The following is a 23,748-nucleotide window of genomic DNA, read 5'->3' as shown; positions in this document are numbered from 1 at the left end:
AGGTGGATTTCATTGTCGAATAAACAATTGATTGACCAATCTGGAGTTGGAACAGGTTTAGATCCGGTGACATTTGAAGTGATAAAAAATGGCTTCGTTAACCTTGTAGATCAGATGGCTGAACAAATCCTTCGGACATGCTATTCCTTCGTCATTTATAATCGGGATTTCAGCTGTGCGCTTTGTGATGCAGAAGGAAATACAGTCATGCAAGGAACGCAGGATATTTCGGTCCATGTAGGCACACTGCATCTAACGGCAAAGGCGGTGCTAGAGGACTTCGAGGGTGATATCCATCCTGGGGACGTATTCTTGGTCAATGATCCGTATCGGGGCGGTACTCATTTCAATGACACCCGGGTTCTCTTGCCTGTTTTTCATGAGAACAAGCTCATTGCGTTCATGCAGACGAATGGACACTGGGCCGACATGGGTGGCTCGACACCCGGCTCCTTTGATATCAATGCCAAGGAACATTTCGGCGAGGGAGTAAGGATTCCGCCGCTCAGGATATATAGTAAAGGAACATTTTTAAAAGATGTGGTCAATGTGCTCGTTTCGAACATGCGCGTTCCTGAAGAACGTGTCGGCGATCTGCGTGCTCAAGTGGAAGCGGCCAAAGTAGGCGAGCGCCAGTTGTTTGCCATCATCGAGAAGTATGGAATCGATACGACTTTGTCTGCCTTTGCGGAAGTGCAGAATTATGTGGAGCGTTTGGCAAGGGCCAAGGTTGCAGCTTTACCGAATGGAACTTGGGAGACCGTTGATTATATTGATATGGACCCGGAAGCAGGAGACGGTCTGATCCCGATTCGGGTTAAGATGACCATCACGGAAGACGAGATCCTTTATGATCTTTCTGGATCGCATTCTTATATCGGCTGCTTTTTGAATGCTGGTTTCGGAGCTTCTTTATCAGCGGCATACTCAGGAACCAAGACATTCTTTCCTGAAATACCCCTGAACTCCGGTTTTTACAGAGTGGTGAAGATCGAATTGCCGGAAAACTCCGTCGTCAATGCCCCGGCACCGATTGCCGTAACCGGTTTTTGTTCAGGGGCCTATGAAAAAATCATGAGTGCGTGCTTCGAACTCTGGTCCAACATCATGCCGGAAAGAGCGATAGCATGCTCATTTAACCTGGAGTATTTACTGATCGGCGGTTGGGACCAACGCCAGGAGCAGGATAAATACTTCATGTGGTACGACTGGATGGCAGGCGGACATGGAGGCCGCTATGATCGGGACGGTGTGAACGCCACTTCGCCAACATTCGGTTTGGGGCTCAGCGTACAGCCTTGCGAAGGGCAAGAAAGATTGTCGCCTGTCGTGACGATGAAGCATGAAATCATTACCGACTCTGCCGGGCCGGGTAAATACCGCGGCGGGTGCGGTGTAGAAAAGGGCGGTACACTCACAAATGTCAAAAACACCGTTATGTCCTATTGCTGTGACCGTTCCCGTTCAATAACATGGGGAATTTTTGGAGGGCTTCCTTCATCCCCGCATGGAGCATGGCTTAACCCGGGCAAGGAAGACGAACGATATTTAGGTGCGATTTTCTCAAATGTAAAAGTACAGCAAGGAGATTCCTTTGTACGCCCATCAGCTGGGGGAGGGGGACTGGGAGATCCGCTTGAAAGAAGTCCCGAAGCTGTTTTGGAAGATGTTATCGATGAATATGTTTCAATCGAGCGGGCTAAAAAAGATTATGGAGTCGTGATCAAGGAAATCGATAAAGATCTTGATTTATTCGAAATAGATTTGGAAGCAACGGAACAAGCTAGGTCTTATATCAGGAACAATCGCAAACAATGGCTTAAGGAAAACATCCAAAGCGTGGAAGATAAATTCGCCAATGGCAAGCTGGATAGTCTCGATGTCATTCGCCAGTATGGTGTCATCATCGATTATGCAACGAATAAAGCCCTGCCGGAATCAACAAAACAGTTCCGTGCATCCATGGAAACCCGTTCATTGGCTTATTGGAAATAACGTGAAACAGGTTCCGAATTCACTCGGAACCCCAGACTGCAGACCAAACTCGAAGAATAGTGAGTTTGGTCTGCATTTTTTAGTTGAAAAACGTTCCAGATGATTGGAATGGAAGGTTCTAGACTCCTGCGGCAAAGCGCGTCTAGAGGAAGGCCCCACGACCGCCTCTGGATAAGTGAGTGCCTGGAGCGGAAATCAATATCCCTATCGTGTCATTCTTAATGGAAGCCCATCAATTCCTTCACATGTTCACAATTAGCTTGTGAAGTGAGCATTTCCAAGAGCGTAAAGGCAACATCGAAAGCTGTGGATGGATTGTATGATGTAATGATATTGTCCGTGACGACAATCGGTTCGTTCACGACAATCGCCCCAAAATCTTTTAGCTGCCCCTGTCTCTTACTGGTTGGATGGTTGTATGTTGTGGCTTTTCTTCCATTCAATATCCCGCTTTTTCCTAGTGGGAGGGAACCTACACAAATGGTTGCGATGATTTTGTTCTTATTATGAAAATGCTTGATCACATCAAGAAACCTCTGATCATAGGCATCTTCATAGAAACCGGCTTCTTCAAAGCCTCCTGGAATGGCCAAAGCATCGTAGTCATCAAGGTTCACTTGATCGAGGGTCAGTTCGGGCTGCACGATGAAATTCCAGGTGCATTTCAATCGTTCGTGAAGTCCCGCCGTAACCAGGTCAGTGGTGCCATCCCCCTCTAATTTATTCCACCCCAATACATCTGTAAACACACTTGCTTCAACCGCTTCGAATCCATTGGATAGCAGCATCAATACTTTTTTCATAACAGCATCCCCCTTATTTATATTTGAATTAATTATATAAAAAGCAAATTCCCTAATACATACGATTAATTACGTATTCATCACATTTCTTTTTATTTTATAATGTATTTGAAAGGATTCTGTTAATAATAAAAAGTGGGGGCGATTGAGTTGGATCGAACGGATAAAAAAATACTTTCCTTGCTTGAGAATAATGGGCGCATGTCCATGAAAGAACTGGCACAAGAAGTGTCCTTAACGGCTCCAGCAACGAAAGAACGTGTGAATAAATTAGAGGAAAGCGGAGTGATAAAGGGATATAAAACGGAAATATCACTTGAAAAACTTGATAGGAGCATTACGGCATTCATATTATTCGAAACGGATAGATGCAAAGATTTTTATCAATTTAGCTTGAGCCATCCGGATGTTCTGGAATGCCACCGGTTAGCCGGTCAATACAGTTATCTTATTAAAATAAGTACATATTCGATGGAAACGCTGGAAGACTTCGTCGATGAAGCCATTAAATACGGGAAATCTTCCACCCATCTGATCTTTTCTTCCGCATCGAAAAATGTTTTTTCAGGAGAGGAGATTTAACCGGCTTCAACACCTTCTCTTTAATATATGAGCGATTAGCAGGAAATAACTCCACGCATATAGAAAGTAAATAGTAACAAAAATCACAGTTGGATGTTCAAAAAGGGAGTGGAGAAGAGTGAGTTTTGTTTATGATGAAGATAAAATAATGGAATTCCTTTTGCAGAATAAAAGTGAGTTTGAAGAATATCTTTTATCAGCAGCGGTCAATGTCAGGGATAAAATCGAAGAAATCCTTCTGATTGGAAATGTCGATCTTTTGAATAATGCACATAAGCTTGTCCGTTATATAGTGGAGCAGAATGAAACGGATTTGATTGCCTTTGCCGAACAAGAGGGAGTTACGTGGGCAACCCACTCCTTGACGCTTTCATTCAAGCTGGAATGGATTCAGGCCCTTCGCAGAACGCTTTGGACCTTTCTTTATAAGTTCGAACAAGAAAAGAAAGCGTTTATTGAGGATTCCAAGGTCTTTTTTGATTTAGAGAAAATAGTGAATGAAAAGGTTGATGAATTTCTTAAATCCTTTTTCGTCAGTTACTCCGATTACAAAGACAAATTGATTCTCGCTCAGCAAAACTTGGTGGAAAATCTATCCGTCCCGATCATTCCCGTCACTTCCACCACCTGTGTCCTTCCGTTAATTGGGACAATCGATTATTCACGAATACAGATAATCGAAGAAAAAGTATTGATGGAGATAGGTAAACTGCGGATACAGACCTTGATCTTGGATTTATCCGGTATCATCGAAATCGAAGTTGAAATGATCAATGATTTGATGAAAATCCTCGATGGAACGGCAATGATGGGGTGTAAAGCTGTGGTGACTGGATTACGCCCAGAGGTTGTTACGAAAATGATCCGTTCAGGGATTCAGCTCGATAATAAAGCAGAAACAAAGGGTACGCTGCAGCAGGCCTTGAAGGATTATCTTGCAATCACCTAAATCGTGAAGTGGGAGTCGCCATGTTTTGGTGACTTTTTTTTGTAGGTAATTTGGAATATAAAGGAAGATTATTCACGATTTTATCCTGTCAAAATAAGTAAATGGAATGGGGGAAGGATGCTCCGGACAGAACCGAATCTTGGTAAATTCGCACCCTTTCCCCCGACTGTCGCGAATTTCTTCAGGTGCAACCTTCCAAAGGTTTCACTTCAGCAAGGAATAGACATATGTATCATGAGGAATCCCGTTTTGGTAAATATAACTCCTTAATACTCCTTCCTGGAAGAAACCCAGCTTAAGCAAGAGCTCACTTGATGGCTGATTTTCCAGAAAAACGACCGCGCCGATACGGGTTAAATCAAGATGGGTGAAACCGTAGGCGATTGCTTCCTTAAGCGCTTCTGACGCAAATCCTTTGCGCCAATGTGCTGGATGGATTTCATAACCGATTTCCGCCCGCCTGTATTTGGGACTGTGGGCATGAAAACCGATGGTGCCAATCAATTCCTGTGTATCTTTTCTTTCAATTCCCCATCGAACGGCTCGTTTTTCATGATAGTTTTTCGCAAAGGCTGCTACAATATCCTTGGCCTGTTCGACATTCTCCAATGAATCCTGTCCATAAAAGCGGGTGACTTCATCTTTTGATAAGCATTGGAAAAGAGCTTCCGCATCACTTTCACGAATTTCCCGTAAGCGTAACCTTTCCGTGTTCAATTCAGGAAACATTTTTTTCCCTCCTCATAAATCAGTTTTCTATCTATTCGGTCCCCACAAAGGTTTTTCCTTTATTATGAAGTGCTTATTTTGCCGGTATTTTCGGTGGTAATCGGACAAGCTAACATTAGTTCAATTTAAAAAAACATATGATGAAGGGGAGATAGATCATGGGAAAAAAACATCGCAACCGCATCGCTTCACCAAAAAAGAATAACCATATACCGAAAGCGGATATCATTGCAGAACATGAAGCACACGGTAAGGAATATTCTGCAAATAAACGAAAGAACGGTCCTGGTTCCAATACAGATTGAGTAAACGTAGTGACCGCTCCTGCCTTTAATGGGCAGGGCGGTCTTTTGTGTTTCTTGCCATCAAAGGGTCCATCCTATATCTTAAAGAATGAAGAAGCATTGAAGGGAGTTAGGATGATGAAAGCACTTGTCTTTGATGATTTCGGCGGTCCGGAAGTTCTGTCTGTAAAGGAAATTGCAGAACCTGAACGTTCAAAATCAGCCGTGATCGTTCGAATGAAAGCAATTGGATTGAATTTTGCTGATGTATATAGAAGGAAAGGGAATTATCATTTGGTGGGTGATCCCCCCTTCATTTTAGGGTATGAAGGGGCAGGGGTCATCGAATATGCCGGAGAAGATGTCCATCATGTGAAAGCAGGAGATCGTGTCGGGTTCGCTGATGTTCCCCATGCCAATGCGGAGCTGGTTTCAGTTCCAGCTGATAAGCTGTTGCCGCTGCCTGAGGGCATTTCTTTTGAAACGGCCGCTTCCGTTTTACTTCAAGGATTGACTGCCCAATATTTAACGCATGACAGCCATCCGGTTAAAGAAGGGGAAACCACTCTGGTCCATGCCGCTGCAGGCGGAGTCGGTCAATTACTGACACAGATGATCAGGATGAAGGGCGGTCAGGTCATTGGCTTGACCTCATCGAATGATAAAGCGGCTGTTGCCAAACAAATGGGTGCGGATCATGTTTTCCTTTACCGATCGGACTGGGTGGAGTCCATTAAGGATGTCACTGGCGGTAAAGGCGTTGATGTCGTTTATGAATCAGTGGGCCAAACCTTGATGGATAGTTTCCGTGCGACCAAGACTGGAGGAACTGTCGTATTCTTTGGGATGGCAGGCGGTGATCCTGAGAAAATCGATCCCAGGATGTTAATGGATACATCCAAGGCATTAATAGGCGGAGACCTATGGAACGTCCTGACTACCCATGAAGAACGGACAAGAAGAACAGCAGAGCTGTTCCAATGGATTCTGTCAGGGGAAATCCACATCAAAGAACCGACTCTTTTTTCGTTGGAAAATGGGGCGGATGCACATCGACTTCTTGAAAGCCGGAAAAGTTCGGGGAAACTATTATTAATACCATAGCAAATCATGAGGGCTTTCCATTCTAAATGGGGGCCTGTTTCTTTTTGTCTGCCGAGATTCAACCCCTTATTCATACTGATGATTAAAACCTTTTTAAGTTCCTTTATATAAACCCATGCTTAGACCCTTGGAATAACTCCATAATAAATGCCCCTGCCCTTACAGATGTTATGGCCTGCCGTCAAAACAACTTGCTGCCCAAGTCACTTTATCCACAAGGGCCATATGCAACACACGAATTCAGAGGAGAAATCCACAGTGCGCCAATCACCAAACCACAATCGTCATTCTGCAATTCACAGTCGGCATTTGTTACAAGCAAAAAAAAGAGAACGGATCCGTTCTCTTGGAAAACATATTAAAACCGTGTGATTTTAAGAGGAAATGGAGAGAACATCGAGACGCTCCTTTTGGATCGCGAAATAGGATTGGAGGGTTTCCTTTTTCTTTGTGAGAGGGAAGTTCCTGACGTCCGGTGCCACTGCATGATTGCCGAATTGGAGAAGCAAGGTCAACAGCCTGTCCAACTGGCCATATGTATCGTTTCTTATTCGGGCCATATATTCGGCCGCGACCTGTTTATCTTTGGTACTTTTCCTTTTTCCTTCCGCCCGGAATTCATCGGTCACTGTCTTTACACGGGAAATGAGCCATGTTTCGCACCAGTCGTTCAGCACATGGCGGATGAAGTCCGCTTGATGGTATTTACGGAGAATGGGCTCGATATGTTCATCCATTTCCAAATCATTCACTTCCCGGCGGAGAGCTTTCTCGGAGATGTTTCTATGAAAATGGTCGCGTTCAAGCAGGCTTTTGATGGATTCTGCCTGGTGGGCATACTTGACCATTTGTTCCAATGCTTCATTGTACATGATTTTGCTTAAATAAGCAGAGGCTTGTTTTGGGGCATGAAGCAACTGCTTATTGGCGGGTAGAGCCTGGCCAAATTTCTTAAGGGAGTGAGAATAGATGAAACGGGCTAACTTCTGCAGCTCCTTTTGGATATCATGGGAGATGTTCGTCGCTTCTTGCAGAAATGAACGGAAAATATATTTGCCGACCCGTTCCAATTCCCTGCATACAGAATCATTGATATGCCCAAGGTAGCCAGAGTTAAAAATCGTTCTCCGCAACAATGTCCGTTCCGCCCTATTTTCCTTATACTCCTCCAAGACGCCTTCGGTAAAGGTGAATACCAGAACTTCTTTTTTTGAAAAAGCCCTGCTCGCAAAAGAAATCTTAACTATATGGCCTAAAGCGTCATGGATTGCAGCGACTGCATCCAATAAGCGCTGCCTTGTGAATGGTGAGCTGGAATCAGGAACGATTTCATGATAATCGAACAGTACTTCTTCAGACTTCAAAACGGACATTCGGAAGGCACCCATAAGCAGCAGCCGTTTTCCATGAATCGTTAAGGCTTTGAAAGCAGCGCTATAAAAGAAACGGTACTTTTTGCAATAACGGTCCGTGTTCCTGTTATAGCCAAGATTACTTGCAGGACCAAGGTTAAACTTGTACAAAACATCATCACCTTGATGAACAGGCACAAACACTTTTTTTAGTGATCCTTTTGGCGCGGTGAATTTATGGATGATCTGCCTTAAGTACTTTTCTGTCGTTCCGACTCCCCGGGCCATCATATGAGGCGGGCTCTGAATGACCCCGTCCCAATCACTGTGGAGCAAGGCGTACAAACACGTATCGAATTCAGTTGAGGATACATTTCTTAATAGGTATTGGTATGTTTCTTCATAAATCATAAGGATTCGCCCCCTTTGCCATCGATTCTTTTCTAGAGTCTATATAAACATTGAATCGGAAAAAGTAGCATCGTTGGAGCAAATAGTTTTTGACGTAATTTCGCTAGATTTAAAAAATAGTAAATTAGTTGCACAAAAGTGGTAAAATGGGTAAATAGGAACATACATGACAAGGAGAGATTTTTCAAACCATGATACTTTCACTACTCGGTTTCATCTTAAAAGGAATTTTAATGAAAATACCATTTGCCATATTGGGACTTTCCTTGATTCCGCAGAGATGGACAAACGCCATCTCCAAAAAAGATATACCTTTTTTCATAGAACAAGGACTGAGACTTTTAGTTTCTGCTTCCGTATTGTTTTTCGTTATCGATATTATGCTGCTGGATCTTACTGCCGCAGCATTCTTTTCGAGTTTTGCCATTATTCTCGGGCTCATTCTCATCATCGATTCAAGCATGTATATGTACAGTGCCAGTGAATCTTCAAGCACCCGACGGAATCGGAGGGGAAATGAAGCGGCAAAGCAGCCAAAAACACCTTGGAACGTACATTTCAACAGTTTGATGGGTGTCGTGTTGATTGCCGCATGGGTCATCATGCTGTTTTACCCGCTCACTTTTGCCGCAGAGCTGCATGGATTGGCGAAGGTCGATAAGAAAAAAGAGCTGGAAGAAGTTCAAGATATAAAAACCATGCCGCTCGTTACAGTGAAAATGGCTGATGCAAAAGGCGATGCGGCAATTAATAAAATAGAAAATGCATCATATTTCACTGAAGGCGAATACCGTCTGACCAATATCAATGATGAATTGGCTTATACATCACCCATTGAAATGGACGGTTTTTTAAAAGCCGGGAAAGCGGGATACACGCCAGGTTATAATCTGATTTCCGCCGTATCGACGGATAAAGGGGCAAGTACTGTCAAAGGGAAGATGCTGTATGCTCCATCACAGTACCTTGATCATGATTTGGAAAGGACCATCCGCAAGGCATATCCGAATAAAATCATCCATGATTCATATTTGGAACCGAACGAAGATGGAAAGCCCTTCTTCGTAGCTTCAGTCGGACATTATTTGAAATACCGCAGCGGTCCCGTGGTGGACGGGGTGGTATTGGTGAATCCGGAAACGGGTGACACGAAATACTATCCAAAAGGAAAAGAACCTAAATGGGTAGATCGGACATTCACATTGGAAACAGCCCTGGAATATTGGACTTACTGGGGAAAATATATTCACGGGTGGAAAAACCAGTCCCTGATTGGACCGAAGAAAGATGTCCTGATTCCTAATGAGGATAATATGCAGGTGACGTTTAACGAAAAAGGCGAATTGATTTATGTAGTGGACTTTACCCGAGCTAAATCAAAAGGCAACTCCAAAACCCTTGTAGGTTATGGTGTTTTCAATGCCAAAACCGGTGAAATGACGTACTACAAAGGCGTCACGTCCGTTCTGACTGGAAAGGAAGCAAAATCCAACGCGAATGCGAGTGAGTTTTTGTCCAAATATCCAGGCTGGAAAGCCACTAATGGAATTTTCTATACGATTTACGGTGCTCCCACATATGTGATTCCGGTTACAAAGGGCAGCAAGTTCCAAGGTGTGGCGATCGTTTATGCCAATAGCGATAATCCCCAAGTGGTCTTTGGGAAAACGAAAGACGAAGCTTTCCGCAATTATAAAAAACTGATTGCCTCTTTAGGAAAAGTAAGCGGTGTGACGCCTCAAAAGGGATTTGAGATGAAAGAAATAAAGGGGAAGGTAATGAGGATCAATGATGCCAATCTCTCGAATGGATACGTATTCCATTTAATCGTCGAAGGCAATGCCAAGAGGTTCTCGGTGGATCCAGGTGTCAATGCGCTATCTGATGTAGTGTTGACGAATGTAGGAGACCGGGTTGTGCTGAAGGTGATGGATATGGAAGAAGACATCGTTCCAGTCGATGAATTCACTAATCTGGATTTGCCAAAGAAATGATAATGGACCGTGGACATATACACTTTCCATCTCCAATATAAGCATGAAAAAAAAGCATTGTTATCCACAATGCTTTTTTCATGTTTTCGAATGATTGTCATGATAAGTCCGATAAATTGAATGAATGGATGGATTCCATATAATATCCCTTTTGAATGACGGCTTTTATGGCAAAGTGCCCATTTAACCGTTTCCGTACGCGGTACAGAAGTGAAGCGATTTCCTCAGCCGTCACAATTTGCTCGGGATCTCCGACTCGCTCTGGCCAGACTTGCTGGACAATTTCTTCCTTTGAAATAAGGTTGTCCAAATTTTCATATAGCAGTTTAAAGCAATTGAATTCCTTGGTCGGCATTTTAATGGGTGCTTCTTCATTGATGATCACGGTCTGAAGGTGCTCATTGATAGCGACGGTTTGCAGGAATTCGGGGTTCACCGGCGTGAAATCCATTGTTAAATCGTTGTCGATGGAGATTATGAATTCAATCAATCCATTGACCAAAGCAATCGAATCCCCCGGTTCAATGTGACATGGATTGCCCGGTACGAGCGGCATCTGGTTCACGGAGGTGCCGTGTTTGCTTGCCAAATCCTCAATGAGGAGCTGCCCTTCCTCCATATAAATCCGGCAATGTTCCCTGGAAACAAAGTCATTGTAAAGCCTGAAATCAGCTTTGGAGTGCTGGCTTGCCCGGCCGATCAGCAGGCTTTTCCCTTCATATACATAGGCGAATTCCTCGGTTTGGCCTTTGTGCATGGTCCTCAATACAACCTTGAAAGTTTTATAGATCATTCACTTCATACCCCTTAAAAAATCTGAAAATTTAAATTATTTTCATGAATTTATCATTTTGGCTACATGGCTGTTTAGTGGGTTCAATTTTATAATTATAAATTATCAGTCGCTTACTTACTAACGAAAAATGAAAAAAATCCAAATTAGACACACAGCCATTATAACAAAGAGGAACGAAGGATGAAGAAGAAACTCAATTTTTGCTGATGTTCGCTTTGACTGTGGGAGAAGTGGTTCCTCAAAGCCGGCCAGGCAGCACTTGAAGAAGTTTGCGATGAAAATGTACCTTACGCTTGTGGAAAAGGAGTTGACCAAAGGTGAGTATGTGGAGAGATAGGATAAATGCCTTCAGCATCCTGCTGATGATCATCAGTATGATCGTATATATTATTTTTCCCCAGCCCTTTACCCTCATTCTGTACTGTATATTTGGCATTGCCTTTATCAGCCTGACTTTACTGAATTAAGACTACCTTTGAATGGGTGGAGGATGGAACCAATAAGAAAAGAAGAAAAAAGCCTGCCGAATCAGTGGCAGGCTTTTTTGATGCGAAAAATTATAACTATTGGCATATGTAATTGTTATTTTTATTATAAAAAATAGTTTTTATAATAAAATATACCTATATCGGCCGTAATTGTAGTAATATTGATTGAGGCCACTAAAGTGAGTATTCATATCATGATTGGAAAAATGAGATAGGAGATTTTAATTATGAAAAAATTAATAGTGCTAATAGGATCCTTGCTGTTTGGACTAATCTTAATGAATGTTTATACGGATTCAGGAAAAATGAAACCTGATGGACTTGAAATTAATACATCCAATATTAAAAACTCGAAAGAATCAGTGGCTGATATGAGTGTCTCTGGCTATATTCATAAAAAGAAAACGCTAGAAATGAAAACTGCTTTAAAAGAAAAAAATACAATTTCCATAGATCAAACTGGCAGTGAATCAGAATATATAATAATAGATTCAACGGGGGAAAAGGTTTTCTCTGAAAAAATAAAAGGAGATACAATTCGTTCATTTGAATCAATATCCGGAGAAGGAATCATAAAAATAGAACTAAATAGCGGGAACCATGATGCAATGATTCGTATAAATGAAGATGAACTTAAAAATCAATAGAGCAGAACCTTAAATCTTGAACCAATTCCGTACGGGACCGTAAACCGTATCACCATCGCAAAAGCGGAACGATGATCGACAAAGGTATTCTTAGGAAAAGAAGCAGGAACCCATTAAGGGTACCTGCTTTCTTTCATTCTAAGGACCGCAATCGTTTTATGAAATCCTGGGGCGTCATGGATTTAACACGACTTTAAAAGAGCCATTTTTATGCAAAAAAGGTATAATTAATTGTTAGAAGCAGACATTAAAAAATGGACTGCAACTTAGTTTTATCGCGTGTTTTAACTGAATCTTGAGCGAAATATCTTTTATAAAAAGTCAAAATAAGAAAAGGAGAAACCATGACTAATGAAACAGGATGGAATTTAGACAATAGCTATGCACGTCTACCGGAAAAGTTTTTCACGAGCACGAAACCGACTCCTGTACGTTCACCGGAGTTGATCATTCTCAATGAGAGTTTGGCGGATTCTCTTGGTTTGGATGTGAAGTCGCTGAATAGCGAGGATGGTGTGGCGGTGTTTGCCGGAAACGAGATCCCGGAAGGTGCTTCGCCTCTTGCCCAAGCATATGCGGGGCATCAATTCGGTCATTTTAACATGTTAGGGGACGGCCGGGCGATATTGCTTGGCGAGCAGGTGTTGCCAGAAGGCGGGAGGGTCGATATCCAGCTGAAGGGTCCAGGAAGAACGCCATATTCCCGCGGGGGCGATGGCCGGGCTGCACTTGGACCGATGCTGCGCGAATACATCATCAGCGAGGCGATGCACGGGCTCGGCATTCCTACCACCCGAAGTCTGGCAGTGGTGACGACCGGTGAAACGGTAATCCGTGAAACCGGGCTGCCTGGTGCCATCATGACCCGTGTGGCTTCGAGTCATCTTCGTGTCGGAACTTTTCAATTCGCTGCAAAATGGGGCACGATCGAGGAGCTCCGGACACTTGCCGACTATGCCATTGAGCGTCATTTTCCAGACATTGAAGCAGATGAAAGCCGTTATCTTTCGCTGCTGCAGGAAGTGGTCAAGCGTCAGGCTGAGCTCATTGCCCAATGGCAGCTGGTCGGCTTCATTCATGGAGTGATGAACACCGACAACATGACGATCAGCGGGGAAACCATCGATTATGGCCCTTGCGCCTTCATGGATGCCTATGACCCTGCAACCGTATTCAGTTCAATTGATAGGCAAGGCCGCTATGCCTATGGTAACCAGCCGGTAATTGGGGGGTGGAATCTTGCGCGATTCGCTGAATCCCTATTGCCGCTGTTGCATGATGACGAGGATCAGGCCGTTACACTGGCCCAAGATAAGATTTCCGTTTTTAATGATCTGTATCACTCCAATTGGTTAACGGGAATGAGGGCGAAACTGGGGATATTCAACGAAGAGACTCAGGATGAAGCCCTTATTAATGGCATCCTCAGTATGATGAAGAAGCATGGTGCCGACTATACCAATACATTCCGGGCTCTGACCTTTGATAAAAAGGAGGATACGGTCCTTTTCGGGACACCGGAATTCGCCCAGTGGCAGGAGCTTTGGCAGGCTAGGCTAGGGAGGCAGAAGGAATCGAAGGAGTCTTCGAATCAGTTGATGCAGAACAGCAATCCTGCAGTGATTCCGCGGAACCACCGGGTGGAAGAGGCGTTGGAGGCGGCAGTGGAACAAGAGGACTACAGCGTGATGGAACGGCTGTTGGATGTTCTTGCAAATCCTTATGCACACTGCGAAAAACAAGCAGAATACGCCGCACTGCCTGAGTCAACAAAACCTTACCGGACTTTTTGCGGTACCTGATCATAAAACATGCATGGAGATAATGTAAGAGCTCCCGCGATTGAAGTCGATTCTTCGTCAACTTCAATTGCGGGAGCCCTTTTTGTGTTCATCAGTAAAAAAGTTTTGTTTGAAGAATGTCCAAGGCACGGTCAATCTCCGCTAAATCTTCCTTTGATGCATGTTGCAGCCGGCTTAGGAAACGGGATTCCACGATTGCAAAAGCCTCGTTCATCATCATTTCCCCTTCTTTGGAGAGGCGGATGTATTGTTTCCGTCTATCTTCCGAATCACTTATTTTTTCAATTAAATTCTTTTCGCTTAATTTTTTCAGTTCACGGCTCGTGTTAGGCATGGAGATATGATGACAGTCACTGATTTCACTTGGTGTGACAGGCTGACTGACGGTTATATATTCAAGAATTTTATATTGTACCGGCGTGATGGAATCGGATTTGGCGTTTTGGGTCAATTCATGTGTCACTTGATGTACGGAAGTTGTAAATGTGACCATTTTTTCAAAAAGAGCTTTTTTGTCCATAACTTTCACCTCTTACTGAGAAGATATCAAAAATATTATCAAAATACAATTATCATTTGACAATAAAAAAGATGGTGTTATATGATTGTTATCAAATGATAAGTAAATAGGGGGTACGTCATGAACATGCTGGTCATCTACACATATCCAAATCATAAAAGCCTAAGCCATGCTTTTTTAGAAAAAGTCGTCAAAGGAAGTAAGGAGAACCCGAACATAAAGGGGCTTCAGGTCTTGGATTTATATGAAGAGGGCTTCAATCCGCTCTTGGAGTTCAATGAGCATAAACGAAGGCGTGATATGCATCGTGATCCTCAGCTTGAAAAATATAGAAATCAAATTACTTGGGCCGACAAAATTGTCTTTGTCTATCCGATCTGGTGGGGGAGGCCACCGGCCATGCTGATGGGATACATCGATCAATTATTTTCTGCGAATTTTGCCTACAGGGACAAAAAGGGCTTGTTCCCGGAAGGCCTTCTGAAAGGAAAGTCGGTCGTATGTGTGTCCACGATGAAGGGACCTGCAAAGTATCCGCTTATGTGGTTGAATGATGCGCATAAAATATTGATGAAAAGAGCACTATTCAATTTTGTCGGGATCAAGAAAGTGAAGTTTTTCGAATTCGGGAATATGGAAAGCCCAAAGGGGAAACAAACCCAAAAGCTAGAAAAGGTTTATCGGTATTTCAGGAAGGTGGCTAGCTAAGTTTTTACGGGATTAAAGAAGAACCCCATTCATGCATAATGAATGGGGTTGGCCGTATTCATGGTTTTGTTTTCACGATCCTCCATTTGTTCTTGATGAGGGTAAGGATCGTACAAATCACCAGGATTGTCAATGAAGCCAATCCGCTGAACCATATGCTTTGGAATTCGCTTACATGAGGCTGGATGATGTATGAAGCCACAATCGCCAGGACCGCGCTTATCGGTATGTAATCAGCGACTTTTCCTTTACTGAATACGATAACCAGGATCGGAGCCAGCAATGCCGAGTATATATTGCCTGAATAAAATAAGAGCTCCAATAGGTTTGGAGAATAGAAGAGTGTAGCTACGAAAACCAATCCTCCAATACAGATCGAAAGCAGGCAGGCCATCCTTATTTTTTGCTGGTCGCTTTTTTTTGTTTGTAATGGTTCAAGGATATTGGCTACGATCAGGCTTACCAATGAATGCAGGCAGGCACCGAATGTTGAGGTGATTGCACTGAACGCGCAGAGCACAAAAAGGATGAAAAAGAATGGTGTCGTTATTTTATTTGCCAATCCAGCCAGAATCGAGTGTATATCAGTGAAGCCGCCCGTAAAGATTACCATGATGAACAGGGATGAAAAGGAGAGCGGGAATATGATCCATATAAGGCCTGATAAAGAGAATGTCAATCGAACCTTTTTCATCTCTATCATGAATAATCGCTGCCACGAAGTCAGGTCAAAGAAAAACTGGCCGAACCCGACAAGGAGTCCTGCAAAAAGAAAACTCCAAAGATCATACTTATTGATGACGAGCATGTATGGATGGTATAAACGAATCCCATCATAAACGGGCTGAATCCCTTCCTTGACGAAAAAGTATAAAGGAATCAAGATAACTGCGGCAAACATGGAAATGACCTGAAAAGCGGCGAATCCATGAATGAGCTTTAACCCGCCGAATCCAGCATAAAGGACACAGAAAGCGAAAAAAAAGAACAGCCCGACATAGAGCGGGGTATCGAAAAGAAACTGACATAGGGTGGACGCGGCCATTCCCTGAATGAATAGAATGTGTAGATTGGTTATGACCAGAATCACGATCAATATCCAATAGCCTAGCGGATTTAGTCTTGCTTTCAAATAGTCCCCCATGGTCAAGCCCACGGGGAAATCCTGCCGGACCCTCTTCCCGATGAAGCTGAACATGAACAGGGCGATCGCTCCCATCAGGGCGTATCCGATCCCTCCGAAAACTCCATACTTCACCATCGATTCGGGGGAGGATAATATTGTGGTTCCTGTCACCCAGCGTGCCAGGAGGGAGATGATCCCCAATCCCATCCCGATTTGAATGGGGCCTTGTACGTATTCTTGAAATGTACGTGATCGCAATGTTCATTTTCCTTTCTCGCGGAACTCCTTGGGCGTGATTCCCTCTATCTTCCGGAATAAAGTGCTGAAATAATGCTGGCTATTGAAACCCGATTTTTCAGCGACGTCTGATATGCTCCAGCTGGTGTTATTGGTTAAGGTCCTTTTTGCGGCCTTTATTCTATAGTGCATTAAATATTCCGAAAACGAAGTGCCGACTTCTTCATGGAATTTCCTGCTTAAATAAGTCGGATTGGTATGCACTTCACGGGCGATGTCAGAAAGGGAGAGTTTTTCGGCATAGTTTTCATGAATGAATGAAAGTGAATGGTGAATTAGGGTTGAATAGTTATGGGAAGATTCCCTTTTATCATACTTGGCCAGGACTTTATGCAAATCACTTTCTATTACAGGTTTCGTTAAATAATCAACGACGCCTATCCTGATGGATTGCTGGGCATAATCGAAACTTTGATGCGCGGTCACCATGATGATTTCGACATCTTTGTTCAGCGCCCTTAAGTCTTCACCAAATTCAAGACCCGATCGCCCCGGCAGGTTAATATCCAGGAAAGCGAGGTTGATTTTATGATTTTGATTGAGGGTCAGTGCCTGACAGGCATCAGCAGCTTTGTGAAATTTCCAAAAAGGGTATATGGACTGAATCATATATTCCATTTGTTCAAGGACCAATGGCTCGTCATCAACTAATAATACATTCATTTCTCCGCCTCCTCCATATTCCTATCAAAAACCAGTGGCCATGATACCTCTACCTTTGTTCCCGATTCATTGGAAGCTATATTCAATTGTGCACGGTCATTGAAATACAAATATAAACGTTTTTGGATATTATCAAGGCCATGGCCGCCTTCGTCCGTAACGGAAGATTCATTTCCCAACAATCCATTGTCCGCCACTTCCAGATACACCATCTGCGATTCCAGATAGAACCGGATATGCAGCAGGGCTTCACCGACTTTTTTTTCCAACCCGTGTTTAAATGAATTCTCCACCAGTGTCTGGAGAATGAAGGGGGGGACCAGTGCGGTTGATAACGGTTCCGGGCACTCCATATCAATCTTGAGCCGATCACCGAAGCGAAGGGTCTGGATGTCGAGATAATGCTGGGTATACTGGATTTCCTGGGAAAGGGGGATCAATGGTTCCGTTGCTTTATACTTGAATTTCAGGAATTGCGAAAAAGCCTCTAAGGCCCGGATCAATTCTGCCGTCCTGTTCAGGCGGGCCAAGCCCAGAATGACATTCAGTGTATTAAACAAAAAGTGCGGCTGGATCTGCTGGTTCAATTTATTATATTGTGCTTCTTGCAGTGCTTGCTCCAGGCGGATCTCCTTGTTTTTATTTTCAAGAAGATCGATCCTTTTCTCGAATATGAATAGAAATAAAAGAGCGATAGCTCCCATGATGGGAGCTAAAATGAAGAGCATGATAATTAACGTGAATCCCTCGTAACTTAGCATGGAGAACCTCTGCTGGTTATATTTTTAAATACTTGAATGATTCTGTTTATTAGTATCATACTAAAGACCCCATGGGAAATCTACAGCTTATGACACAATGTGACAAGCCACTTGATGGTTTTGTGCGGATCGTTTCAGTTCGGGCATCTGTGTTTTGCAGATATCCTGTACAAAAGGGCACCGTGTATGGAAGCGGCAGCCGTTTGGCGGGTCGATGGGCGAGGGGACATCACCCGTCAATAGGATCCGTTCTCGTTCATGTACAGGATTCGGTACTGGGATGGCCGATAGCAATGCCCTTGTATATGGATGCTGCGGCTGTTCGAAAATGGACTTTTTATCGGCTATTTCGACTATCTTTCCAAGATACATGACCATCACCCGATCCGAGATATGTCTGACCACACCTAAATCATGTGAAATGAAAAGAAAGGTAAGGTCGAACTGGCGCTGCAAGGATTTTAATAAATTCAGCACTTGCGCTTGAATGGAGACATCCAGTGCAGATACAGCTTCGTCACATATGATCAATTTGGGATCCACTGCCAGGGCCCGCGCAATCCCGATCCGCTGTCTCTGGCCGCCGCTGAATTCATGCGGGTATCTTTCCATGGATTCAGGTCTCAGCCCGACATGTCCCAATAATTCTTCAATCCTGCTCTTCCGGTTTTCTTTAGGGACTACGTTTTGGATCGCCAAAGCTTCCCCGAGAATTTTGCCGATCGTCTGTCTTGGGTTAAGGGAGGCAAAGGGGTCTTGAAAAATCACCTGCAGATCTTTCCTGGTACGCCGCATTTCTTTTTTGCCTAAACTCAGTAAATCCTTATCCTGAAAGTGAATGCTCCCGCTCGTCGGTTCATCCAATCGAAGGATGGCCCTTCCGGTAGTCGATTTCCCGCAGCCGGATTCGCCGACGATGCTTAAGGTTTCACCCTGTTTGATATCGAAGGTAATGTCATCAACGGCTTTTACATGATTGATGGTCCTTCCGAAAAATCCTCCCTTGATCGGAAAATATTGCTTCAATTGATCCACTTTAAGTAGAACCTTTTTCTCTGCAGCTGGTACACCCATCATTAAATCCCCACCTTTTCTTGAGCTTCATATGCCTTCTCCCATTGGGGGGTGAACATCCAGCAGCTGACCTCTGTGCTTGGGCCGATTGCCTGGAGATCCGGTACGGCTTGTTCACAAATGCTTTTCGCATGTGGACAGCGGGGAGCGAAGCTGCATCCCTTGGGCATGTTGTAAGGGCTTGGAACGGTCCCGGGAATTGTGGTCAGTTCTTCCTGGTCCATGTCCAGACGGGGAAGGGAGTTCAATAAACCAATGGTGTAAGGATGTTTAGGGTTCGTGAATATTTCCTTGGCCAAGGTGTATTCAACGATTTTCCCTGCGTACATGACAGCGACCCGATCACAGGTTTCGTATACGACACCCAAATCATGTGTAATCAAAATGACAGCCGTCCCGAAATCCTTTTGCAGCGTCTTGATCAGTTCGAGGATTTGGGCTTGGATCGTCACATCCAGTGCTGTTGTAGGTTCATCGGCTATTAAAACCTCAGGGTGGCAGGCAAGTGCCATGGCAATCATGACCCTTTGCCTCATTCCGCCGCTTAGCTCATGCGGCTCCTGTTTTGCCCTCTTTTCAGGTGAGGGGATCCCGACGAGCCGAAGCATGTCGACGGCTTTATCCCATGCTTCCTTTTTTCCCAGCTTTTGATGGAGCCGAATCGCTTCCGCAATTTGCTCGCCCGCTGAATATACGGGATTCAATGACGTCATCGGCTCCTGGAATATCATCGAAATTTCATTCCCGCGTATGGACCGCATCTGTTTTTCAGATTTCGTAAGCAGATCCTCCCCTTTAAAAAGGATGCTGCCGCCGGCAATCTTGCCGGGTGGCGATGGAATGAGCCTTAACAATGAGAGCGATGTTATGCTTTTCCCGCTTCCCGACTCCCCGACGATTCCAAGCGTTTCCCCTTTATTGAGGGAGAAACTGATCCCATTGACTGCTTTACTCGTTCCTTCATCAGTGAAAAAGTGGGTTTGCAGGTTTTTTACCTCCAGTATTTTATCAGCAACCTGTTTCATCATCCTACCTCCTTAGTTCAAGTCTATTCTTTTGTTAAAGTATCGATAGAGGACATCCACTGCCAAATTCATGAATACGAAGATGACGGAAGCGATGAGGACCCCGCCTTGGACCATCGGCAAATCCCTCGTTCTGATTGCATCGACTATCAATCTCCCAAGTCCATTGATGGCAAAAACGGACTCTGTCAATACCGTGCCGCCAAGGAGTGCACCGAACTGGAGGCCAACGACGGTGATGACGGGGATGAGCGCATTTTTCAGGCCATGTTTATAAATGATGATATATTCTTTCAATCCCTTGGCTCTCGCGGTCCGGATGTAGTCCTGGCGAACGACTTCAAGCATGCTCGACCTGGTCATCCTGGCAACGATGGCCGCACCGCCGGCCCCAAGGGTTATGGCTGGGAGAACCATATGGCTGAAAGTTCCCCAACCTGAAACCGGAAACAAATGAAGGTTGACGGAAAAGAAGTAGATAAGCATGAGGCCCAGCCAAAAACTAGGTAACGAGATTCCCAATAAAGCAACGATCATGATGGTAATGTCAGCTGCCGAGTATTGCTTGGTGGCCGAGATGATTCCTGCGATCATTCCAAGCACAACGGTTATGAATATGCTGGCAAGTGCCAGTTCAAGGGTGATGGGCAAGCGGACCATGATTTCGTCCAAAACAGGGCGGCTGCTGCGGAGTGATTCCCCAAAGTCACCTTGAACGGCATGAAGGACATAGTCAACGTACTGATAGAGGATTGGACGATCCAAGCCAAGCTCATGCCGCAGCGATTCAATCGTTTCTTTAGTCGCTCCTTCACCTGCAAGCAGTGTTGCCGGATCTCCCGGGACCATTTGCATGATGAGGAAAACAACAAGACTTACTCCCAGTAATACCGGTATCGTTTGAAGTACCCGTCGGATAATGAATACGAACATTTTCTCTCCTCCTTATTTTTTCATTCTTGGATCCAGGGCATCTCTAAGTCCGTCCCCGAAGATGTTGAAACCAAGTACCAGTGTTGATATCGCTATCCCCGGAAACAAAGCGATGTGGGGGGCGCTGAACAAATAATCCCGTCCGCTGCTCAGCATCGCTCCCCATTCTGGTGAGGGCGGCTGGGCTCCCAGTCCCAGGAATGACAATCCGGCTGCCGACAGAATGGCCGTTGCCAGACGTAATGTTGCTTGTACGATGACTGGTGATAGAATATTCGGAAAAATATGCTTGCATATGATCGTGAAGTCAGTCGCTCCCAATGCACGAATGGCATCGATATATTCCAGCTTCCTGACTGACAATGTGGAACCGCGTACAATCCGGGCAAACATCGGTATCGAAAAGACGCCGACCGCTACCATTACATTGATTAAACTCGGACCAAGGGCACTAATGATCGCAAGGGCAAGCAGTATTCCCGGGAAAGCCAGCAGAACATCGACAATCCTCATAATGACGGTATCGATCCATTTTCCGTAATAACCAGCTGTTAACCCGAGGAGTATGCCGATGAACGCCCCGAAGAAAACAGAGACAAACCCAACCGTTAATGAAAGCCGTGTTCCATATAATAATCTGCTTAAAATATCCCTTCCCTTATCATCCGTACCCATCCAATGTTCGGCTGATGGAGGCTGGAGTTTGTTGACTAAATCAATTTCATAGGGATCCTGCGGTGAGATCAAAGGGGCGAAGATAGCCAATAAAATATAAAAAAGTACGATGTACCCGCCTACCAATGCCAATTTATTTCGCTTGAATTTTTTATAAAAGGCTTTCCAGTGTCTTAGTTTCGGAGATTTTCTTTCTTTTACATTCAATTCGGTATTATTGATGACGACCTCTGGCTTCATTGGATTTCCTCCTTTTCTTTCATTCAATTTATGCAAAAAAAGGATTGAAGTAAATATGATGCGGAAAAGCAGTAAAGATAATTAAAAAAAGAGTAAAGATTCTGAAAATATAAAATTCGGTTTTTTTTTATAATTTACATTAAGCCCGATGTACTCATAGCTGTAAGTTACTTGGAGAAACAAAGGCAGGTTGAAAAGGGAGGAAATAGAATGAGAAAAGGTATGATTGGGTTGCTTTTTGCTTCTTTATTAGGCATCTCATCCGTTTTATCAGGGTGTGCAACAGAAGAAACCGGCAGTAAGGAAACAGCAGAAAAAGCGCAAGAAGGAGGTACGCTGATCGTCGCGCGATTATCTGACGCGACCACACTTGACCCCCATTTCATAACAGACATTCCATCTGCAAACGTCGTTTATGAAAAGGTTTATCAAACATTGGTCGTTCCTGACAAGAACATGGATCCTAAACCGCTGCTCGCAAAAGAGTGGAAACAACTGGATGATGTCACGTGGGAGTTTAAATTGCAGGAGGGAGTCAAATTCCATGATGGAGCTCCATTCAATGCCGAAGCGGTGAAAACCAATTTCGACAGGATACTGGATCCGGCAACAGCTTCTCCGCAGGCTGGTAAATTGGAAATGATCAAGGAAATTAAAGTGATTGACGAAACGACCGTACAATTCAAGCTGAAATATCCTTATGCTCCGCTGTTATCGATTTTAGTGAGTAATGAAGGAAGCATCATCAGCCCTAAAGCGATTAAGGAAAATAGTGACAAACTCGGGCAAAACCCCGTTGGGACAGGTCCATTCGTTTTTAAATCGTGGAAGCCTGGTGAAGAAATCGCCCTTTCGAAAAACAAGGACTATTGGGGGGATAAGCCTAAGATTGATGGGGTGGTATTCAAGGTGGTCCCTGAAGATGCCACAAGGATTGCGATGATTGAAACGGGTGAAGCGCATGTGACCGATCAAGTGCCCGTGACGGAGATTGAAAGGATCGAAGCGTCGGGCACGATGGATTTATATCGCACGGAGGGACTTGCCGTTGAATACTTAAGCTTCAATGTTAAGAAAAAGCCCTTTGATGATGTAAGGGTCCGTAAGGCGGTCGCTCATGCCATCGAGGTCGATTCCATCATCAAAGGGGTTTATAACGATGTCGGCACGAGGGCAAATTCAACAATGAGCCCAAAGGTGTTTGGTTATGATCCGGATATAAAAGGCTATGACTATGATATTAATGAATCGAAGAAGCTCTTGACTGAAGCGGGGGTCAAGGATGGATTGGAGTTTACCCTGACGACGAGTGACCGTAAGGAAAGGATCAATATGGCCGAGGTGATTCAATCCCAGTTAAAAGGAATTGGAATTAAGGTCAAGATTCAAGTCCTTGAGTATGGGGCTTACATTGACGCGACAGCCAAGGGCGAGCACCAGGTATCGATAGGCGGCTGGGGCAATGCTACCGGGGATGGAGATTATAATCAATTCAATCTTTTCAATAGTAAATCCCAAGGTGCTGCGGGAAATAGTTCATTCTATAGCAATCCGGAAGTGGATAAATTGATTGAAAATGCCCGTAAAGAATCGGATGGCGATAAACGTAAGGAACTATATTCGAAGGCACAGGCAATTGAAAGAGAAGAAGTTCCATATGTCCCTATCCGTAACTATGAACACTTGGCCGTATATGGCGGGACAGTTAAAGGGCTTTGGCTGAATCCGGCAAATTATTTAATGCTTGATGACGTAACCGTGAAGTAGGAATTCATCACAAAAGGAAGGCA

General features: G+C 44.2%; 22 protein-coding genes. 10 read left to right on the top strand and 12 right to left on the bottom strand.

The window, feature by feature from the left end:
* The first annotated feature begins 12 nt into the window (after positions 1–12).
* Positions 13–1,995, top strand: a complete 1,983-nt coding sequence (locus MKX49_RS20555) for a hydantoinase B/oxoprolinase family protein (RefSeq protein ID WP_340877565.1) — start codon at positions 13–15, stop codon at positions 1,993–1,995.
* Between the two features lie 218 nt (positions 1,996–2,213).
* Here MKX49_RS20555 and MKX49_RS20550 read toward each other — a convergent pair whose 3' ends face one another.
* Positions 2,214–2,798: a DJ-1/PfpI family protein gene (locus MKX49_RS20550; protein WP_340877564.1), complete on the bottom strand. Its 585-nt coding sequence runs from the start codon at positions 2,796–2,798 to the stop codon at positions 2,214–2,216.
* 150 nt (positions 2,799–2,948) lie between these two features.
* Between MKX49_RS20550 and MKX49_RS20545 the strand changes: the two genes are divergently transcribed.
* Together MKX49_RS20545 and MKX49_RS20540 are read left to right on the top strand one after the other, a co-directional pair.
* A complete protein-coding gene (locus MKX49_RS20545) occupies positions 2,949–3,380 on the top strand; it encodes an Lrp/AsnC family transcriptional regulator (RefSeq protein WP_323598319.1) in 432 nt (143 codons plus the stop codon).
* A 118-nt stretch (positions 3,381–3,498) separates the two neighbouring features.
* On the top strand, positions 3,499–4,329 hold the full coding sequence (locus tag MKX49_RS20540) for an STAS domain-containing protein (RefSeq protein ID WP_340877563.1): 831 nt from the start codon (positions 3,499–3,501) through the stop codon (positions 4,327–4,329).
* Between the two features lie 204 nt (positions 4,330–4,533).
* Here MKX49_RS20540 and MKX49_RS20535 read toward each other — a convergent pair whose 3' ends face one another.
* Positions 4,534–5,058: a GNAT family N-acetyltransferase gene (locus MKX49_RS20535; RefSeq protein ID WP_340877562.1), complete on the bottom strand. Its 525-nt coding sequence runs from the start codon at positions 5,056–5,058 to the stop codon at positions 4,534–4,536.
* 158 nt (positions 5,059–5,216) lie between these two features.
* On the opposite strand from MKX49_RS20535, the gene MKX49_RS20530 reads away from it, so the two are divergent.
* Both MKX49_RS20530 and MKX49_RS20525 read left to right on the top strand, forming a co-directional pair.
* Entirely contained in the window at positions 5,217–5,363 is a 147-nt protein-coding gene (locus tag MKX49_RS20530) for a hypothetical protein (protein ID WP_100298038.1), read from the top strand.
* A gap of 117 nt (positions 5,364–5,480) precedes the next feature.
* Positions 5,481–6,446: a quinone oxidoreductase family protein gene (locus MKX49_RS20525; RefSeq protein ID WP_340878585.1), complete on the top strand. Its 966-nt coding sequence runs from the start codon at positions 5,481–5,483 to the stop codon at positions 6,444–6,446.
* A gap of 374 nt (positions 6,447–6,820) precedes the next feature.
* Here the strand turns inward: MKX49_RS20525 and MKX49_RS20520 are convergent, their stop codons facing one another.
* Complete coding sequence (locus MKX49_RS20520; protein WP_340877561.1) at positions 6,821–8,209, bottom strand: hypothetical protein; 1,389 nt, start codon at positions 8,207–8,209, stop codon at positions 6,821–6,823.
* A gap of 233 nt (positions 8,210–8,442) precedes the next feature.
* On the opposite strand from MKX49_RS20520, the gene MKX49_RS20515 reads away from it, so the two are divergent.
* The gene (locus MKX49_RS20515; protein ID WP_340877559.1) at positions 8,443–10,203 is read left to right on the top strand and encodes a hypothetical protein; all 1,761 of its coding nucleotides are present in this window, start codon (positions 8,443–8,445) and stop codon (positions 10,201–10,203) included.
* A 97-nt stretch (positions 10,204–10,300) separates the two neighbouring features.
* On the opposite strand, the gene MKX49_RS20510 is transcribed toward MKX49_RS20515, so the two are convergent.
* Positions 10,301–10,996, bottom strand: a complete 696-nt coding sequence (locus tag MKX49_RS20510; protein ID WP_144528787.1) for an FHA domain-containing protein — start codon at positions 10,994–10,996, stop codon at positions 10,301–10,303.
* 718 nt (positions 10,997–11,714) lie between these two features.
* On the opposite strand from MKX49_RS20510, the gene MKX49_RS20505 reads away from it, so the two are divergent.
* Both MKX49_RS20505 and MKX49_RS20500 read left to right on the top strand, forming a co-directional pair.
* The gene (locus MKX49_RS20505) at positions 11,715–12,134 is read left to right on the top strand and encodes a hypothetical protein (protein ID WP_340877557.1); all 420 of its coding nucleotides are present in this window, start codon (positions 11,715–11,717) and stop codon (positions 12,132–12,134) included.
* Positions 12,135–12,478: 344 nt separating this feature from the next.
* The gene (locus tag MKX49_RS20500; protein ID WP_340877556.1) at positions 12,479–13,936 is read left to right on the top strand and encodes a protein adenylyltransferase SelO; all 1,458 of its coding nucleotides are present in this window, start codon (positions 12,479–12,481) and stop codon (positions 13,934–13,936) included.
* A gap of 91 nt (positions 13,937–14,027) precedes the next feature.
* On the opposite strand, the gene MKX49_RS20495 is transcribed toward MKX49_RS20500, so the two are convergent.
* The gene (locus tag MKX49_RS20495) at positions 14,028–14,456 is read right to left on the bottom strand and encodes a MarR family winged helix-turn-helix transcriptional regulator (RefSeq protein WP_340877555.1); all 429 of its coding nucleotides are present in this window, start codon (positions 14,454–14,456) and stop codon (positions 14,028–14,030) included.
* Between the two features lie 120 nt (positions 14,457–14,576).
* Between MKX49_RS20495 and MKX49_RS20490 the strand changes: the two genes are divergently transcribed.
* Positions 14,577–15,164: an NAD(P)H-dependent oxidoreductase gene (locus MKX49_RS20490; RefSeq protein WP_340877554.1), complete on the top strand. Its 588-nt coding sequence runs from the start codon at positions 14,577–14,579 to the stop codon at positions 15,162–15,164.
* Between the two features lie 58 nt (positions 15,165–15,222).
* Here MKX49_RS20490 and MKX49_RS20485 read toward each other — a convergent pair whose 3' ends face one another.
* The 7 genes from MKX49_RS20485 to nikC all read right to left on the bottom strand — a co-directional run bounded on the left by MKX49_RS20485 (position 15,223) and on the right by nikC (position 21,958).
* On the bottom strand, positions 15,223–16,548 hold the full coding sequence (locus tag MKX49_RS20485; protein ID WP_340877553.1) for a transporter: 1,326 nt from the start codon (positions 16,546–16,548) through the stop codon (positions 15,223–15,225).
* A gap of 3 nt (positions 16,549–16,551) precedes the next feature.
* The gene (locus MKX49_RS20480; protein ID WP_318292913.1) at positions 16,552–17,250 is read right to left on the bottom strand and encodes a response regulator transcription factor; all 699 of its coding nucleotides are present in this window, start codon (positions 17,248–17,250) and stop codon (positions 16,552–16,554) included.
* Positions 17,247–18,011 (bottom strand): sensor histidine kinase, encoded by a 765-nt coding sequence (locus tag MKX49_RS20475; RefSeq protein WP_340877552.1) that lies wholly within the window; start codon positions 18,009–18,011, stop codon positions 17,247–17,249. Before MKX49_RS20475 ends, MKX49_RS20480 begins: the two co-directional genes overlap by 4 nt.
* An 87-nt stretch (positions 18,012–18,098) precedes the next feature.
* Positions 18,099–19,088: an ABC transporter ATP-binding protein gene (locus tag MKX49_RS20470; RefSeq protein ID WP_289350924.1), complete on the bottom strand. Its 990-nt coding sequence runs from the start codon at positions 19,086–19,088 to the stop codon at positions 18,099–18,101.
* A complete protein-coding gene (locus MKX49_RS20465; RefSeq protein ID WP_439126781.1) occupies positions 19,088–20,110 on the bottom strand; it encodes an ABC transporter ATP-binding protein in 1,023 nt (340 codons plus the stop codon). Before MKX49_RS20465 ends, MKX49_RS20470 begins: the two co-directional genes overlap by 1 nt.
* Positions 20,111–20,122: 12 nt before the next feature.
* The gene (gene nikB, locus MKX49_RS20460) at positions 20,123–21,043 is read right to left on the bottom strand and encodes a nickel ABC transporter permease (protein WP_241591365.1); all 921 of its coding nucleotides are present in this window, start codon (positions 21,041–21,043) and stop codon (positions 20,123–20,125) included.
* A gap of 12 nt (positions 21,044–21,055) precedes the next feature.
* On the bottom strand, positions 21,056–21,958 hold the full coding sequence (gene nikC, locus MKX49_RS20455; protein ID WP_053536318.1) for a nickel transporter permease: 903 nt from the start codon (positions 21,956–21,958) through the stop codon (positions 21,056–21,058).
* Positions 21,959–22,168: 210 nt separating this feature from the next.
* On the opposite strand from nikC, the gene MKX49_RS20450 reads away from it, so the two are divergent.
* Positions 22,169–23,725: a glutathione ABC transporter substrate-binding protein gene (locus MKX49_RS20450; protein WP_323598306.1), complete on the top strand. Its 1,557-nt coding sequence runs from the start codon at positions 22,169–22,171 to the stop codon at positions 23,723–23,725.
* The last annotated feature ends 23 nt before the right edge of the window (positions 23,726–23,748 follow it).

The sequence above is a fragment of the Peribacillus sp. FSL M8-0224 genome, assembly GCF_038003055.1.
GTDB classification, from domain to species: Bacteria; Bacillota; Bacilli; order Bacillales; family DSM-1321; genus Peribacillus; species Peribacillus frigoritolerans.
This window is presented reverse-complemented; position numbering and strand designations above follow the sequence as displayed.

What these genes read in the sequence shown, in the direction of transcription:
- MKX49_RS20490 (WP_340877554.1), top strand. Translation starts at nt 14,577, where the DNA reads ATGAACATGCTGGTCATCTACACATATCCAAATCATAAAAGCCTAAGC.
- MKX49_RS20525 (WP_340878585.1), top strand. Translation starts at nt 5,481, where the DNA reads ATGAAAGCACTTGTCTTTGATGATTTCGGCGGTCCGGAAGTTCTGTCT.
- MKX49_RS20465 (WP_439126781.1), bottom strand. Translation starts at nt 20,110, where the DNA reads ATGAAACAGGTTGCTGATAAAATACTGGAGGTAAAAAACCTGCAAACC.
- MKX49_RS20480 (WP_318292913.1), bottom strand. Translation starts at nt 17,250, where the DNA reads ATGAATGTATTATTAGTTGATGACGAGCCATTGGTCCTTGAACAAATG.
- MKX49_RS20495 (WP_340877555.1), bottom strand. Translation starts at nt 14,456, where the DNA reads ATGGACAAAAAAGCTCTTTTTGAAAAAATGGTCACATTTACAACTTCC.
- nikC (WP_053536318.1), bottom strand. Translation starts at nt 21,958, where the DNA reads ATGAAGCCAGAGGTCGTCATCAATAATACCGAATTGAATGTAAAAGAA.
- MKX49_RS20515 (WP_340877559.1), top strand. Translation starts at nt 8,443, where the DNA reads ATGAAAATACCATTTGCCATATTGGGACTTTCCTTGATTCCGCAGAGA.
- MKX49_RS20520 (WP_340877561.1), bottom strand. Translation starts at nt 8,209, where the DNA reads ATGATTTATGAAGAAACATACCAATACCTATTAAGAAATGTATCCTCA.
- MKX49_RS20500 (WP_340877556.1), top strand. Translation starts at nt 12,479, where the DNA reads ATGACTAATGAAACAGGATGGAATTTAGACAATAGCTATGCACGTCTA.
- MKX49_RS20505 (WP_340877557.1), top strand. Translation starts at nt 11,715, where the DNA reads ATGAAAAAATTAATAGTGCTAATAGGATCCTTGCTGTTTGGACTAATC.
- MKX49_RS20475 (WP_340877552.1), bottom strand. Translation starts at nt 18,011, where the DNA reads ATGCTAAGTTACGAGGGATTCACGTTAATTATCATGCTCTTCATTTTA.
- nikB (WP_241591365.1), bottom strand. Translation starts at nt 21,043, where the DNA reads ATGTTCGTATTCATTATCCGACGGGTACTTCAAACGATACCGGTATTA.
- MKX49_RS20550 (WP_340877564.1), bottom strand. Translation starts at nt 2,798, where the DNA reads ATGAAAAAAGTATTGATGCTGCTATCCAATGGATTCGAAGCGGTTGAA.
- MKX49_RS20535 (WP_340877562.1), bottom strand. Translation starts at nt 5,058, where the DNA reads ATGTTTCCTGAATTGAACACGGAAAGGTTACGCTTACGGGAAATTCGT.
- MKX49_RS20510 (WP_144528787.1), bottom strand. Translation starts at nt 10,996, where the DNA reads ATGATCTATAAAACTTTCAAGGTTGTATTGAGGACCATGCACAAAGGC.
- MKX49_RS20450 (WP_323598306.1), top strand. Translation starts at nt 22,169, where the DNA reads ATGAGAAAAGGTATGATTGGGTTGCTTTTTGCTTCTTTATTAGGCATC.
- MKX49_RS20470 (WP_289350924.1), bottom strand. Translation starts at nt 19,088, where the DNA reads ATGATGGGTGTACCAGCTGCAGAGAAAAAGGTTCTACTTAAAGTGGAT.
- MKX49_RS20530 (WP_100298038.1), top strand. Translation starts at nt 5,217, where the DNA reads ATGGGAAAAAAACATCGCAACCGCATCGCTTCACCAAAAAAGAATAAC.